At 43.3% G+C, this 16,068-nt stretch carries 8 protein-coding genes; 6 read left to right on the top strand and 2 right to left on the bottom strand.

What is annotated here, in order from left to right:
• Positions 1–476 precede the first annotated feature (476 nt).
• The 6 genes from G7092_RS11075 (at position 477) to G7092_RS11100 (ending at position 12,208) form a co-directional block, all read left to right on the top strand.
• A complete protein-coding gene (locus tag G7092_RS11075; protein WP_166089164.1) occupies positions 477–1,964 on the top strand; it encodes a TolC family protein in 1,488 nt (495 codons plus the stop codon).
• Between the two features lie 17 nt (positions 1,965–1,981).
• Positions 1,982–3,166 carry an efflux RND transporter periplasmic adaptor subunit gene (locus tag G7092_RS11080; protein ID WP_166089166.1) on the top strand — a complete coding sequence of 395 codons (1,185 nt, stop codon included), beginning with the start codon at positions 1,982–1,984 and terminating at the stop codon, positions 3,164–3,166.
• A 48-nt stretch (positions 3,167–3,214) separates the two neighbouring features.
• Positions 3,215–6,466, top strand: a complete 3,252-nt coding sequence (locus G7092_RS11085) for an efflux RND transporter permease subunit (protein WP_166089169.1) — start codon at positions 3,215–3,217, stop codon at positions 6,464–6,466.
• 5 nt (positions 6,467–6,471) lie between these two features.
• The gene (locus G7092_RS11090; RefSeq protein WP_166089171.1) at positions 6,472–9,756 is read left to right on the top strand and encodes an efflux RND transporter permease subunit; all 3,285 of its coding nucleotides are present in this window, start codon (positions 6,472–6,474) and stop codon (positions 9,754–9,756) included.
• 11 nt (positions 9,757–9,767) lie between these two features.
• Positions 9,768–10,199 (top strand): MarR family winged helix-turn-helix transcriptional regulator, encoded by a 432-nt coding sequence (locus tag G7092_RS11095; RefSeq protein WP_166089173.1) that lies wholly within the window; start codon positions 9,768–9,770, stop codon positions 10,197–10,199.
• A gap of 92 nt (positions 10,200–10,291) precedes the next feature.
• Complete coding sequence (locus G7092_RS11100; protein WP_166089175.1) at positions 10,292–12,208, top strand: M1 family metallopeptidase; 1,917 nt, start codon at positions 10,292–10,294, stop codon at positions 12,206–12,208.
• Between the two features lie 82 nt (positions 12,209–12,290).
• Here the strand turns inward: G7092_RS11100 and G7092_RS11105 are convergent, their stop codons facing one another.
• Complete coding sequence (locus G7092_RS11105; protein WP_202985255.1) at positions 12,291–14,390, bottom strand: glycoside hydrolase family 2 protein; 2,100 nt, start codon at positions 14,388–14,390, stop codon at positions 12,291–12,293.
• A gap of 13 nt (positions 14,391–14,403) precedes the next feature.
• Entirely contained in the window at positions 14,404–15,840 is a 1,437-nt protein-coding gene (locus G7092_RS11110; protein WP_166089177.1) for an alpha-L-fucosidase, read from the bottom strand.
• Positions 15,841–16,068 lie beyond the last annotated feature (228 nt).

The following is a 16,068-nucleotide window of genomic DNA, read 5'->3' on the forward strand; positions in this document are numbered from 1 at the left end:
TATAGATATCCTTCATAAAAATCAAAGCGCGGGTAGTGTAAGGACACCTTTTCAACGAGGTATCGAAAACAGTCGTAAAGCTTTAATAACTCCTCCAAATAAGGATCTTGTCCTTATTGTATCATTCTTTTTAGGTAGCCTTATTTCACTGGCTATAATTAAAAAACGTAACACTCATTTAATTCAACCAGGTGTGTTATCACCGAGTTCCTATCTGAGATTGTGTACGCTTAGAATCTGATCTTCTCCTGCCATTTCCTGCTCTAATTGATTGAAGCTTCTGATTGACAGGAGTTCCGATCCATGATATGTATGTATTCCGATTTCCATATGGAATAATACCTCATATCCCTGTTCGTTCAGCTGGTTTTTAAAATTTGTCGCTTAAAAAAACAAATAGATAATCATCGACCGAACCATCATCCTGATAAAACTAAATACGGATGTGCCACAAGGCACAAACAATATGTTTTGAAATGAATAGAATACATTTTAATATAAAACGCAACCTTTCCGTTGTACTCGCGGGTTTGTTATTTTTATCGTTAAGTGCTCATGCACAAAATGGTAAACGTAAACCTAAATCGTTCCCCGTTCCGGATAATATCCCGGACACCAATAAAGTTGGCTTTCCTGTCATGCCTAATGCTACTAATCCAGGTAATGGCAGCGATCAGTATATGACACTAAAGCAGTGCATCGATTATGCGATGATACACCAACCGGCATTAAACAAATCGCTGATTAATGTTGATATCGCCAAAACAACCAACGCCATTAATTTGTCGGCATGGTTGCCCCAGGCCAATGCAAACGGCAATCTCATCCATTACATACAGCAATCCAACGCCAATATATCAACTGGTGTAGGTACTGGTGGCACTACCACTGGCAGTACAGGTACAGGCACCGGCTCAACCACCAATGTGCGGTCGAGCTATTCCAATACATTTATCCCTGAACTGGCCATTACCCAGGCTATAGTAAGCCCTAATTTATTGTACGCCGCTAAAACTGCTCCCCTGCTGGTTAAACAGGCCCAGCAAGTAACCGATAGTACCAAAATATACCTGGTATCGGCAGTGAGCAAGTCATTTTATAATGTATTGCTTACACTTCAGCAGATCAATGTTTTAAAAGAGGATACCACCCGCCTGGGTAAAAACCTTCGTGATACGTACCACCAATATAAAGGCGGTATTGTAGATGAAACAGATTATCTGCAGGCTACCATCACCCTCAATAATTCCAGGGCACAGTTGAAGCAGGCCAATGAGAATATTGTACCTCAGTATGCGGCTTTAAAACAGTTAATGGGTTATGAACCGGATAAGGATTTTAATGTAAGTATCGATACGGTACAAATGATGAATGACATCCAGATTGATACTACCCGGCAATTAGAATATGAAAAACGAATAGAGTATCAACAGATTAAAACCCGGAAAGATCTCCAGCTTCAATTAAGTAGCTATTACAGGTATCAGTTTTTGCCCACCGTATCCGGATTTTTTAATTATAGTGCGCAATTCGCGAACAATAATTTTCCAAGTCTTTTATCCAAATCCTACCCAAGTTCGTTGGTGGGTTTATCCATCAGCATACCCATATTTACCGGCTTTGCCCGCCTGCATAATTTGCATAAATCGCATTTGCAGGAACAGTTGATCGGTTGGGATGAGGCAGATCTGAAACTGCAATTACATAAAGAATATGCCACAGGTTTAGCCGATTACCGGAGCAACCTTTACAATTTTAATGTTCAGCAAAAAAATGTGGCCATGGCCAAACGGGTTTACTTCGTGGTCGACCTTCAATACAAACAAGGTATTGTGGCTTACCTGAATGTGATCACCGCCGAATCAAACTTAATTACCGCAGAAATCAATTACACCAACGCGCTGTTCCAGCTGCTTTCGAGCAAAATTGACCTGGAAAAAGCAATGGGAGATATCACTTATTAATATAAAAAACAAACTCCATGAAAAGAGTATTTTTAAATGCCATTTTTATAAGCCTTACTATTCTGGCAGCATGCAACAAAAAACAACCACCTGTTAATCCGGAAGTTCCTGTTAACCTGTTTAAGGTTAAGGAGAAACATGTGCTGTATTATGATCAATATCCTTCAACCACGGCCGCGCTTAGCCAGGTTACGCTGTTGCCGCAGGTTCAGGGTGCCGTTACGGGTATATTTTTTACCGAAGGCACTCATGTAAAAAAAGGTCAAAAATTATACGAGATCGACAAGCGTATATACCAGGACAGCTATGATGCCGCGGTAGCAAACCGTAAGGTAACTGAAGGCACTTTAGTACAGTCGCAACAGGATGCCGACCGTTATGAGTATCTGAATAAGTATAATGCTGTTGCCAAACAACTTTACGATCATGCGGTAATTACGCTGCAAAACTCGCAGAGTCAGGTTAAATCGGCAGATCAGGCGGTAAAAACGGCCCGTACAAATTTAAACTACGCTACCGTGTACGCCCCTTTTGATGGCACCATAGGTTTTAGCCAGGTAAAGCTGGGCAACGTAGTTACCGTAGGTTCAACTGTATTGAACACCATATCTACAGATGATCCTATGGCGGTTGATTTTGTGATCAACGAAAAGCAGTTGCCACGCTTTGAGTTGCTACAACAGAGCAAACAGCAAATCACCGATTCGCTTTTCACCATTTTATTGGCAGATAATAGTCTTTACCCGATCAACGGAAAAATTTCGGTGATAGACCGCGCGGTTAACTCACAAACAGGATCTATTACCATCAGGCTCGTATTTCCAAATCCTAAAGGAATGCTTAGGGTTGGTATGAGCTGCGTGGTGCGGGTTCATAACCAGGAAAAGGGTAAGCAATTGGTAGTTCCCGGCAAAGCAGTTGTTGAGCAAATGGGCGAATACTTTGTGTATACCGCAAAAGACAGCCTGATGAATAATCCAAAAGCCGGTGCCGACTCAGCTAAGAGAAAAGTAAAGAAACTGATAGCCGTGCAGAAAAAGGTTCAGGTTGGTCAAACTATAGGGCCAAATATGATCATCAAAAGTGGTATTAATAATGGCGACCGGGTTATAGTTGATGGCGTACAGCTGTTACATGATGGTTCACGGATCACCACAGCTAATAAGATTGGTCCATCAGCAGGCGGCAGGGGCGGGCGTTAAAAGCCTCGTCAGAGAACACGATCCGAAATTTTTTAGACAAAGTATTGTATGATTGCTAATACCTTCATTAAAAGACCTGTAACTGCTATAGTTATATCTATTGTACTGATTATTACCGGTACAGTAAGTATACTGCTTTTACCGATAGACCAATATCCGGACATTACACCGCCTATTGTGCAGGTGAACGGTCAGTTTACCGGTGCCGATGCGCAAACCGTTGAACAAACCGTGGCCACCCCTATCGAAGAACAGGTAAACGGAACCCCAGGCATGGAATATATGCAAAGTAATAACACCAATAACGGGCAAATGACCATGAATGTAACCTTTAAAATGGGAACAGACATTGACGTTGCCGCGCTTGATGTTCAAAACAGGGTAAGTATTGCGACTCCCTTGTTACCAGCCGTAGTAAGCAGGCTTGGCCTTACTGTACGTGCGGTTAACCCCAGTATGCTGATGATGGTGGCCATTTATGCTCCGAAAGGAACGCATAATATCACCTTCCTGGATAATTATACCAACATCTTTATACAGGATGCCTTATTGCGCGTACCCGGTGTAGGCAGTATCAACCGCTTTACTGATGATTTCAGTATGCGGATATGGATGAACCCGGATAAAATGGCAGCTTATAGCTTAACCCCTCAGGATGTAATCACCGCCCTTAATGCGCAAAATGTGCAGGTAGCGGCCGGTACTGCTGGTGTACCGCCACAGGCATCAAGTCAGACGTATGAGTTGGGTATCCTGGTTAACGGGCGATTGAGTAAAGTATCTGAATTTGAAAAAGTTATTGTAAAAACAGTACCAGCAACGGGCCAACTGGTTTACCTGAAAGATGTTGCCCGGGTTGAATTAGGCAAATTTACTTTTTCAAGCAACTCCTTTGTTGATGGGCATAAAGCATCCTATCTGCAAATTTACCAGGCGCCGGGAAGTAACGCCTTGGAAACCGCCAATGGTGTATATGCGGCCCTGGCTAAATTGAAAACCAATTTCCCTTCGGATGTAGAATACAAAGTTCCTTTTGAATCGGTTACGGTAGTTAAGGTTTCTATGGAAGATGTGGTGGGTACCCTATTAAAAACCCTCGCATTGGTTGCCGTTGTGGTATACGTTTTCCTGCAGAACTGGCGCTCCACACTAATCCCGGTACTGGCTATCCCGGTATCTATTTTTGGTACTTTCTGTTTTTTTATCCCTTTAGGGTTCACCATCAACACCCTGACCATGTTCGGTTTTGTACTGGCCATAGGTATTGTGGTGGATGATGCCATTATTGTGGTGGAAGCCGTGCAGCATTACATCGACCATGATGGCATGTCGGCCAAAGAGGCTACTTACCAGGCCATGAAGGATATCTCGGCACCGGTAATAGCCATCGCGCTGATATTGGCTGCGGTGTTTGTTCCGGTAGGCTTTATCCCGGGTATTGTGGGACGATTATACCAGCAATTCGCTATTACTATCGCCATATCGGTGATCATATCTGCATTTATCGCACTTTCCTTAACACCAGCGTTGTGTACGCTTTTGTTAAAACCATCTCACCTGGATAAAGATGCCAAAGGTATTAACAAGTTATTCTTCAAGTTCAATACCTGGTTTGAAAAGGTAACCGCCAGTTATACCGAAGGCGTACGAAAAAGCATCAAGGCATCGCGTTTTGTGGTGATCATTTTGATATGCATTTGCGTTGGAACCTACTTCTTATTCCAGAATAAGCCATCAGGCTTTATTCCTTCTGAAGATGATGGTAACCTGTACGTGACCTTTCAGCTACCGCCGGCATCTTCCACTGCGGCATCTGTTGATGTGATGTCCAGATTGATGAAAGTTATTGGATCCACACCAGGTGTAGCCCACTACGCAGCCCTGTCTGGTCTCAACGTAGTAACCAACGCCAGTAACTCCAACAACGGCACCATTTATTGCCAGCTTGCCCCCTGGGATGAGCGTAGTAAATCCACTGAACAGGTACCAGGGATTATTGGAGAGTTGCAAAAACGTATTGCCGATGCCGGTATCAGAGATGCAAACGTAGAAGTTATTCAACCATCGCCACTGCCGGGCATTGGAGCAACCGTAGGCTTTAGTTTACAGATAGAACAACGAAGCACCTCTGATAACTTGCAGGACTTTGAAAAAGTAGTGAAAAAGTTTGTTGCCGAGGCCAATAAAAACCCGGTTATCAGCAAAGCATTTACCTTCTACACCGCTCATACGCCTAATTACAGTTTAACGGTAGATAGAGAGAAATGCGAAAAATTGGGTGTAAATGTGGCCGATGTATTTACCACCATCCAGGCATATATGGGTAGCCTTTATATCAATGACTTTACTACCTATAACCGGACTTTTCACGTAGTTGTACAGGCAGATACGGCCTTTAGAAAGGTGGTAAGTAACATGGACAAATACTATGTACGCAACCAAGCCGGTGACATGGTTCCGTTGGGTACGGTCATCAGTTACAAACCTGTTGACGCGCCGCCGCTGATATCGCATTTCAATATCTTCCGTACTGCCGAAGTCGATGGTTCTGCCGCTCCCGGTCATAGTAGCGGTGAGGCCATCGCTGCCATGCAGGATCTGGCCAAACGGATTTTACCACAAGGTTATGAATACGAGTTTTCGGGTTTAAGTTATGAGGAGATCAAGGCGGGTTCAACCACCATTTATATATTCATCTTCTCCATCACCTTTGTGTTTCTGTTCCTGGCAGCCTTGTATGAAAGCTGGTCGGTTCCTTTCTCCGTACTGTTGGCTGTACCGGTTGGTGCGATGGGTGCAATTCTTGCCCTGATCCTCGTGCCGAGTTTAACCAACAATGTGTACGCGCAAATTGGCCTCATCACCCTGATCGGTCTCGCGGCCAAAAACGCGATCCTGATTGTGGAGTTTGCCAAGGTGCGGGTAGATATGGGTGAAGAGCTCATCAAATCGACACTGGAGGCTGTGAGTCTTCGCTTGCGCCCCATCATCATGACTTCGCTTGCCTTCGTTTTGGGTGTATTGCCTTTGGTACTGGCAACAGGTGCAGGAGCAGTAGCGCGGCGGACTATCGGTTTTACCGTTTTAGGCGGTATGATCGCGGCTTCAACACTGGCCATATTTATTGTGCCGGTGCTTTTTGTGCTGATAACCCGCTTCTCCTACGGTAAAGAAAAGCTGGAATATTTACAGGCCCATAAAGAAAACCTGCGGGAAAAAGCAAGAAAAGTAGAAGCTCAGAACATTGATCCGGAATTGGAATATGAGATTTCAAAATCCCGTGAATTACATAAAAGCTAACAAGGATGGTTTCAAATACATTTATAAAAAGGCCGGTAACCGCTATTGTTATTTCATTAGTCTTAATGATAGCGGGACTGATCTGCCTTTTCAATCTGGCGGTTGACCAATATCCTAATATATCGCCGCCAAGCGTGTCGGTAAACGGTTCGTATACCGGCGCTGATGCTCAGACAGTTGAGCAAAATTTAGCTACCCCCATCGAAGAGCAGGTAAACGGTACCCCCGGCATGGAATACATGACCAGTACCAATACCAACAGTGGCAGCATGGGTATAAGGGTAACCTTTAAAATAGGCACCAACGTACATATTGCTGCGCTTAACGTTCAAAACAGGGTGGGCATAGCCACTCCCCTATTGCCTTCGGTTGTAAGTAAATTGGGACTAACGGTACGGGCTAGTAACCCCGATCAATTAATGCTGGTCGCGATTTACTCACCCAAGCGTACCCATAGCATTACCTTCCTGGATAATTATACCAATACGTTTATCCAGGATGCTATACTCCGTGTTCCTGGTGTGGGCGATGTTAGTGCACGTACCGACAATTTCAGTATGCGTATCTGGATGAACCCGGATAAAATGGCCTCTTATGGCCTAACCCCTGCCGACGTTACCGCTGCACTGAATGGTCAGAACGTTTACGTTGCCGCAGGTTCTGCAGGTGCCCCGCCGCAGCAATCGTCACAAACTTTTGAAACCGGCATCCTAGTAAACGGGATGCTGAGCAAAGTTTCGGACTATGAAAAAATTGTGGTGAAGAGCATTCCAGGAACCAGTCAGCTGGTTTACCTCAAGGATGTGGCCAGGGTTGAACTGGGTAAGTTTACCTTCTCCAGCAACGCATTTGTGGATGGCAACCGGGCATCAACTATACAGGTATATCAATCGCCGGGAAGTAACGCCCTGCAAACTGCTGAGAATGTTTACGCGGCATTGGCCAAACTCAAAAAATCCTTCCCAAAAGATGTGGATTATGTGGTGCCTTTTGAATCGATAACCATTATCAAGGTATCTATGCAGGAGGTAATAGGCACCTTGCTTAAGGCACTCGCCTTGGTGGCTATTGTGGTGTTCTTATTTCTGCAAAACTGGCGTTCCACACTGATCCCTATATTGGCTATCCCAGTATCCATCCTGGCAACGTTTATATTTTTTATACCGCTGGGATTTACCATCAATACGCTAACCATGTTTGGCTTTGTGCTGGCCATTGGCATTGTGGTGGATGATGCCATTATTGTGGTAGAGGCGGTGCAGCATTATATAGATGAGAAGCAGCTATCACCCAAGGAAGCCACGTATCAGGCCATGAAGGAGATCGCCGCGCCAGTGATCGCGATAGCTTTGATCCTGGCATCGGTATTTGTGCCGGTAGGTTTTATTCCGGGTATTGTGGGCCGTTTGTACCAGCAATTTGCTATCACTATAGCCATATCGGTTATTCTTTCGGCTTTTGTTGCCTTATCATTAACCCCGGCGCTTTGTACCTTGTTGTTGAGGCCAACTCCTCCGGTAACCGAAAAATCAAATTGGCTGACCAAGTTCTTCAATGCTTTTAACAAAAGGTTTGAAAAAATCACACTGAAATATACCAACGGTGTTCACCGCAGCATTAAAGGGGCGCGGTACATTGTGATCATACTGGTGTGTATTTGTGTAGGCACCTATCTCATGTTCAGGATCAAACCATCCGGGTTTGTACCTGCCGAGGATGGCGGGCGTTTGTACGTAACCTATCAATTACCAGAAGCTTCATCAACAGTTCAATCCGTTAATGTAATGGAAAAACTGATGAAAATAGTAGCCTCCACACCCGGCATATTGCATTACACGGCTATATCTGGTTTTAACATACTTAATGGCGGGGCCAATTCCAATAACGGCTCCATGTTTTGTATGCTTACCCCCTGGGACGATCGTACCACCCCGAATACGCGGGTGCCCGGCTTAATGAATGTGATCAAACAAAAGATCGCCAAAGCGGGTATCAAAAACGCTAACGTGGTAGTGGCGCAGCCTCCACCCATCAGGGGTATAGGCCAGGCAGCCGGTTTTAGTATGCAAATTGAGCAGGGAAACACTACCGACGATATTTATGCTTTTGAAAAAGTGGTTAAAAAGTTTGTGGCAGCGGCTAAGGCTAATCCTGCCACAGCGGGAGCCTATAGCTATTTTTCGGCGCATACACCAAGTTATGAGCTTAATGTCGACCGTGAGAAATGCGAAAAGCTGGGTATCAATATTTCGGATGTTTTTTCGACCATGCAAGCTTATATGGGTAGTTTGTTCGTGAACAACTTTACCTTATACAACCGCACCTATCACGTAGTTGTACAGGCCGACACCGCTTATCGGGCACTCATCTCCAATATGAATAAGTACTACGTGCATAATTCTGTTGGGCAAATGCTGCCTTTAAGTACGGTGATCAGCTATAAGCCTATCGTAGCGGCCCCGTTGATTACGCACTTTAATATCTTCCGCTCGGCCGAAGTTGATGGTTCCATACCTCCGGGTTATAGCAGCGGGCAAGCTATTGAAGCGTTAAAAGAATTAGCGGCCAAAACATTACCACGTGGGTACACCTATGAATTTTCGGGCTTGAGCTATGAGGAAATCAAGGCAGGTTCAACCACGGTTTATATCTTCCTCTTTTCTATCATTTTTGTATTTCTGTTCCTGGCTGCATTGTACGAAAGCTGGTCGGTGCCATTTTCGGTAATGCTCGCGGTTCCCATCAGTGCCTTTGGTGCCATCCTGGCGCTTACCGTTGTGCCTACGGTCACCAATAACGTATATGCCCAAATAGGATTGATAACATTGATCGGTCTTTCGGCAAAAAACGCGATCCTAATTGTGGAATTTGCCAAAATAAGGGTAGACCGAGGAGAGGAACTAATCAAATCGACATTGGAAGCTGTACGCCTGCGTTTGCGCCCCATCATCATGACCTCCCTGGCATTTATTTTAGGTGTATTGCCATTAGTATTGGCAACAGGTGCAGGCGCCGAATCAAGGAATACTATCGGGATCACAGTTTTAGGGGGAATGATAGCATCATCAACCATTTCCATATTTATTGTGCCTGTGCTCTTTGTGTTGTTTACCCGTTTCTCTTACGGCAAAAAACAACTAGCTTATTTGCAGGAACATCATGAAGAATTAATGGAAAAGGCCCGAAAAGTAGAGGCTCAGAATATCGATCCTGAGCTGGAATACGATATTGCCGAAGCCAATGCCAAACATAATGCCGACAAGCAAACAGCAAATGAAAATAACCAATAGCGTAGCGATCTATGAAACACACACAGCTGATATCAGAAAATTTAAGACTGATCAATTATTTATATAATAAAAACCTCGCCAAAGAATTATCATCAATTAAGGTAAATCATCATTTTGAGGTGCTATTAATTTTGGCTCAACAAAAAGGGCCGATCACGCAGAATAAGTTAGCAGAATTACTGCATGTAGATAAATCACGAGTGGTGAGTATTGTTTTTTCATTGGAACAAAGAAAGATGCTGACCGTGAAAACAAACCCTGCCGACAGGCGTCAGCACTATATATCTTTGTCTCCGCATGCACTAACCTCAATCCCCTATATCGAAAAAAAGATAAAAGAAGTAAATGAAGTGGCTAATACCGGCATCAGCGAAGAAAAACTGGACACTTTCTTTGAAGTAGCCGAAGCGATAATGCAAAACCTGACAAAAAACAAGCACTGAAGCGTACTACACTTTTCATAAAAGTATAATATTTTTCACGTCGCAGTCAGGGTAATCTGCTGTTAAATGTGTCATGGTTCAAAATATCTACCATGAAATATTTAACAGCAGATTTAAAATTCATCAAAAAGAGCCTGTCACTCCTGGCTTTAATAACTGCCCTCCTGCTTATTGAACACGCACAATTACAAGCACAATGTTTCTACTACCCCCGCGATCTGAAACAAGCTTTTAAAAATAAAACCAGATCGATAGATGGTAAGCCTGGGAAAAACTACTGGCAAAATCACGGCAGTTACAACATTACCCTAACCATATCGCCCCCAAATAGAAATATCCAGGGAGCCGAGCAGATCATCTACAGCAATAACAGCCCTGATACGCTCAAGGAACTGAACATGAAGCTGATCATGAACATACACAAGCCGGGTGCTGCCCGTTTTGCCAATGCGCAAGCTAACTATTTAACCCAGGGTGTTCAGATGGATAGTTTTGTGATAGATGGCCAAGCTGTAGCGATAAATAATCAGGATGCTACAACTAACCAGGCCATCACTTTGCCAAAACCGTTATTACCACATCAGTCTGTAAAACTGGATATCACCTGGCATTATGAACTGGCTCTGGGAGCAGGCCGTGAAGGAGCCATCGATTCAACCTCCTTTTACCTGGGCTATTTTTATCCCAGGATTGCCGTTTATGATGATTATAACGGCTGGGATAAACTTCCTTTTTTAGACGTTCAGGAGTTTTATAACGACTTTAATGACTATACCCTGCAGGTTAAAGTTCCATCAGATTTTTTGGTGTGGGCGACTGGCACCTTACAAAATCCCCAAGAGGTGTTACAACCAGAGTACACCAAACGCTTGGAACGCTCCATGAACAGCGACTCCGTTGTACATATAGTTACTCCGCTTGATCTCAGCCAAAAGAACATTACCACAAAAAACAAGCTCAATACCTGGATCTGGAAAGCGGATGATATCAGCGATATGGCCGTAGGGATAAGCGATCATTACGTTTGGGATGCCGCAAGTGTAGTGATTGATCATTCAAGCCGCAGAAGAGCAAGTATACAGGCCGCCTACCTGGATAATGCCGCCGATTTCCACTCCGCGGTTAAGTTTGGACAGTATGCTTTAACCTGGTTTTCGAACAATTTGCCAGGTGTGCCTTACCCTTATCCTAAAATGACCGTCTTCCAGGGTTATGCCGATATGGAATACCCCATGATGGTTAACTCCAGCCACAAAGACGATTTGAGTTTTGCTCAGCTTTTATTGGATCATGAAATTTCGCATACCTGGTTCCCATTTTATATGGGTACCAATGAAAGTCGTTATGGCTTTATGGATGAAGGCTGGGCCACTACCTTTGAACGGCTCATAGGCGCTACAGAAATAGGCCAGGAAAACACCGATGCCCTCTGGACTGAGCTTCGGGTAAAACCATGGATAAGTGATCCGTCAGCCCCCGAGGACCTACCTATTATTACACCATCCAGCGAATTAAGAGATGGCTTATCTAATAACGAATATGGCAAACCGGCTTTGAGCCACTTTGCATTGAAAGATCTATTGGGTGATGACCTGTTTAAAAAATCATTGAAGGGCTATATGAACAATTGGCACGGGAAACATCCGGTTCCGTGGGATTATTTTAACTCCATGAGTGACAAATCTGGCCGAAACCTGAATTGGTTTTTCAACAATTGGTTTTTCAGTAATAGTTACATCGATCTGTCCCTGCAAAAGGTAAACAAAATTAAAGATGGTTACTCCATCACCGTTAAAAATACCGGCGGGTTTTATATCCCCTTTGATGTTAAAATTACCTGCCAGGATGGGACCTGCAAAATTATTCACCAAACACCTGCTATATGGGAGCAAAACCCCCAAATTGTCTGTTTTAATTTCAAAACAGATAGAGTCGTAAAAGCTGTTGAAATAAATACAGGGATATTTCTGGATGCCAATGTTTCAGATAATGTATTCGTGGTTAAATAACGTCAGACAAGTATATGAAACGATAACTCAATATATTTCTGTACAATTAAGAAAAGGTTGTTCATTAATGGATAGCCTTTTCTTAATTCTTAAAATACCAGGTAATATGATCTGTGATTACTTTACCATCCCTATGGCCTTCTGCCCTTAACTCGTTGGCTCCTGGTTGCAGGCGCACATCTTTAAAAACAAAATCATACGAAGTAGTACCTATTTCAGGTTGATTCAATTTATTGTTATTGAGATACAAAGTAACATTTTGCAGATTGGAAAACACCTTTACCACCGTTGTTGCTTCAACCCGGACAGAGTCTCTGCGGCCGCTGATGTAAAGTACAGGATCAGGACTCCAATTAGCTTTGTACCAATAAAAAGCATCTTTTTTTACTTTCCGATCATAGGTAATCAAACCCTTCATATTACGGGCAGGCACGCCACCGCCATTTGCAGAGGGCACCGAAAAATCGAACATATTCCATACATATGAGGCTACCAGGTAGGGATGCTTCTCGATAATACCCCATTGTATTTCGTGAAACTTGGTTTGATAGGTTTCCGGCCAAAACTGGGCGCCCGGATCACCGGTTTCGCCTACATTTTCCTGTTGCTGATTTACGTTGGCCTCCGTTCCGTACTCAGAAAGCACTACTTTATGATTGGGATATTTTTTTTCCAACCCGGTAACCCAATCTTCCAGGTCAGATATTTTCCCTTCGTACCAGCCATAATATCTGTTGATACCCTGTATATCAGCGGCCAGGTTTGACGGGCGATCCATTTCACCATAACCGCTTACACTCGCAGTGAACCGACCAGGATCTTCTGTTTTAGCAATATCATTAAGTTCGCGTGTTAAAACCGGTACAAACCCATCTGCCGAGCTAGAATAAACTTCGTTATGTAAACCCCAATTGTAAATAGCCGGATGATTGTAATTTTGCCTGATCAACTCTGTAAGCTGTTGCTTCGCATTATCCCCTTCTTGTGTTGACACCGCGTTTACAAACGGAATTTCGGCCCATATTACAAAACCCATACTATCACATTTCGCATAAATATATTCGGCCTGCTGATAGTGGGCAAAACGGATGGAAGTTGCCCCGATCTCATAGATCATATCGAGGTCAGATTTGTGCTGCTCATTGCTTAGGGCGCTTCCATAATCCTGCCATTCCTGGTGGCGACAAACTCCATACAGGCGATAAGGTTGCCCGTTAAGGTAAAATCCTTTCCCCTGTACAATTGAAAAATACCTGAGTCCGAGAGGTTGGGTAACCTCGTCAATAGTTTTACCTTGTTTAATAATAGATGTAGTGAGTGAGTATAAATAAGGGTCTTTTCTGCCGTTCCATAAATGAGGATTGTTTAACGATAGTTGCTGACCGACTATATTTATGCCTTGTGGCTTTACCTTTGCAGGTTGCTGTATCTCTTTAACTATTTTACCAGTCCCATCCCTGATAACCGTTTTTACAGTTATCTCCTGTATCTGTGTTTCCTTGTTCTCAACTTTAGCGGTTATGCTTATGCTGGCTTTTTTTGCACTTACATCCTGTTTAATATAAATGCCCGGCGAGGCGTAATCAGTAGTACTGATATTAATTTTATTGGTAACAATTAAACTTACCGGGCGATAGATTCCACCATATACCCCAAACAGTTTATTATTGATGGGTATAACATCCGGGCGTTCCTCATTATTAACTTTTACCAGTATCGTATTAACTGTATCGTAACGTAGTGAATTACTGATATCAAAGCAAAATGCAGCGTAAGCACCTTTATGCTCCCCGATCAACTTATTATTGATATAGACATCGGTTACTGTACCTACTCCTTCAAAACGAATAAAAACACGCTTTCCTTTCCATGAATCACTTGCTTTAAGATCTTTTTTATAAAAAGCATCGCCCATGTAAAAGCCTTTTCCTTTCTGAATATCTTTATTATTCCAGGTATGGGGGACAGAAACAGTTTGCCAATCGGCGGTTGCCAATGCAATATTGGTTCTGTACGAGGCTTTTTTAAATTGCCAGTCGCTATTAAACGGTATAACCTGTCGCGAAGATGCCGGTGCATCTGTATCCCGGGCTTGTTGCCGGGCCTTGCTTTCTGCATTAATGCCAACAATTATCATGAGCAACAAAACGTATCTCACGTGGATCATATATTTCATATTCATTTGTGGTACAAATTTAGGTTTTCGCTTTTTCATACCCGGTTCCATTGCCTTTACCCGTTTCCAAAACAATAACAAAAGGTTTTTTGAGCGTTTGTTGATGTAAATGGATAAAATAAGTGGATGCTCCTATTTCTTCTGGTATATAAGTTTGCATTGCGTTATCCAGGTCATAAGCCTTTGTAATCACGGAGTGTAAAGGGGATGTTACGCGTAATAAGCCCGATACCGGCACATTAAATACCACCATATAAGTTTTATTAGTACCGGTATTTTTTATAAAATATCCCCAATCCTGTTTGGCGAAACCTGCGTATTCGCCATTGTAAATAGCTTTCTTATTTACGGCCATCCAGTCGCCAATGGCTTTGGCCAAATTTAGCTCTTCTGTCCTGAAGGTTCCATCGGGCTTCGGGCCAAAATTGAGTACAAAGTTACCATCAAGCGAAACACATTTCGCCAGCATCTCCAACAGTTCATCAGCTGTTTTTATATGCCCACTCCATCTTTTAGCATAGCCCCATTGATTTTCGGGAACAGTCATTACGCAATCCCAATCATTTCCGTGAACATCCTCTATCTTTTCGGGTATCTTACGTTCCCAGCCTTGTTCATAGTCGCCCATCAGATTACCATTCGAGTCGAAATGCCGCTTACCATATTCATCAGCGCGAAAACGGCTACCGATGATAAGGCCGGGGTGTACTTTTCGCATTTCCGTTTCAAGAGAATCGGCAAAGGCTGCTTGTTTAACCCACGAGCTATCCCAGGTTCCATCAAACCAAAGTCCCTTGGCAGTTGGATATCGTGCTAACAATTCGAGCAACTGATTACGGGTAAATTGCTTAAAACGGTTAAAGGCGATACTATCATCGCGGGTTTTAATATCGTAACGCCAGTCGGGGTTGTGCCAGTCCATAATAGAAAAATATAGGATCACATCTATTCCCTGCTTATTGTAGGCCTTTACCAGCGGACCGATGATATCCTTTTTATACGGTGAATTGGCGACTGTAAAATTAGTGTATTTACTAGGCCACAAACAAAAACCATCATGATGCTTAGTGGTAATAGTAACATATTTAACACCCATCTGGCCAGCCACAGCAGCCCATGAATCCGCGTTAAACTTTGTTGGGTTAAACTGGTAAATTAATGAATCATAGGCTTGGGGGGATACTTCTTTCCAAGTTCTGATCCATTCTGCAGCGCCGTTATAGATTTTACCATTCCATTCGCCCCCGGGTATGGAATACAATCCCCAGTGAATAAACTGTCCTAAGCCATAAGCCCTCCAACGGGCCATATCTGCATCATTTCTGCGGCCCAGTCTATGCGCCCCATGCTGTAACGACATTTCCTTTTTCGCTGTCGTAGCTGCCTGCTGGGCAAATGTCTGCCCGGCATAACAACAACTCAACAAAATAATTATGATCAATAAATTTCTTTTCATCACTGGCGATCGTTTTATCCCTTGCTATCACAAGAACAAATTATACCCGAAAGTTAAGCCATCAGTCATCTTTTTCGGTATATAAATACAGCGCAAACGTTTGCTTTATTCAACAAGAACAAATTTTACAATTTAAGCTTACCGTACGTGACCTGTCGCAAATCGCCCTTAATTTGTCGTTGTTACCGGTTTTACTGGCATGACATGCACGTTACTTTTGTATCATAA

The organism is Mucilaginibacter inviolabilis (assembly GCF_011089895.1).
GTDB lineage: Bacteria > Bacteroidota > Bacteroidia > Sphingobacteriales > Sphingobacteriaceae > Mucilaginibacter > Mucilaginibacter inviolabilis.

What these genes read in the sequence shown, in the direction of transcription:
- G7092_RS11095 (WP_166089173.1), top strand. Translation starts at nt 9,768, where the DNA reads ATGAAACACACACAGCTGATATCAGAAAATTTAAGACTGATCAATTAT.
- G7092_RS11080 (WP_166089166.1), top strand. Translation starts at nt 1,982, where the DNA reads ATGAAAAGAGTATTTTTAAATGCCATTTTTATAAGCCTTACTATTCTG.
- G7092_RS11105 (WP_202985255.1), bottom strand. Translation starts at nt 14,390, where the DNA reads ATGAATATGAAATATATGATCCACGTGAGATACGTTTTGTTGCTCATG.
- G7092_RS11090 (WP_166089171.1), top strand. Translation starts at nt 6,472, where the DNA reads ATGGTTTCAAATACATTTATAAAAAGGCCGGTAACCGCTATTGTTATT.
- G7092_RS11075 (WP_166089164.1), top strand. Translation starts at nt 477, where the DNA reads ATGAATAGAATACATTTTAATATAAAACGCAACCTTTCCGTTGTACTC.
- G7092_RS11085 (WP_166089169.1), top strand. Translation starts at nt 3,215, where the DNA reads ATGATTGCTAATACCTTCATTAAAAGACCTGTAACTGCTATAGTTATA.
- G7092_RS11110 (WP_166089177.1), bottom strand. Translation starts at nt 15,840, where the DNA reads ATGAAAAGAAATTTATTGATCATAATTATTTTGTTGAGTTGTTGTTAT.
- G7092_RS11100 (WP_166089175.1), top strand. Translation starts at nt 10,292, where the DNA reads ATGAAATATTTAACAGCAGATTTAAAATTCATCAAAAAGAGCCTGTCA.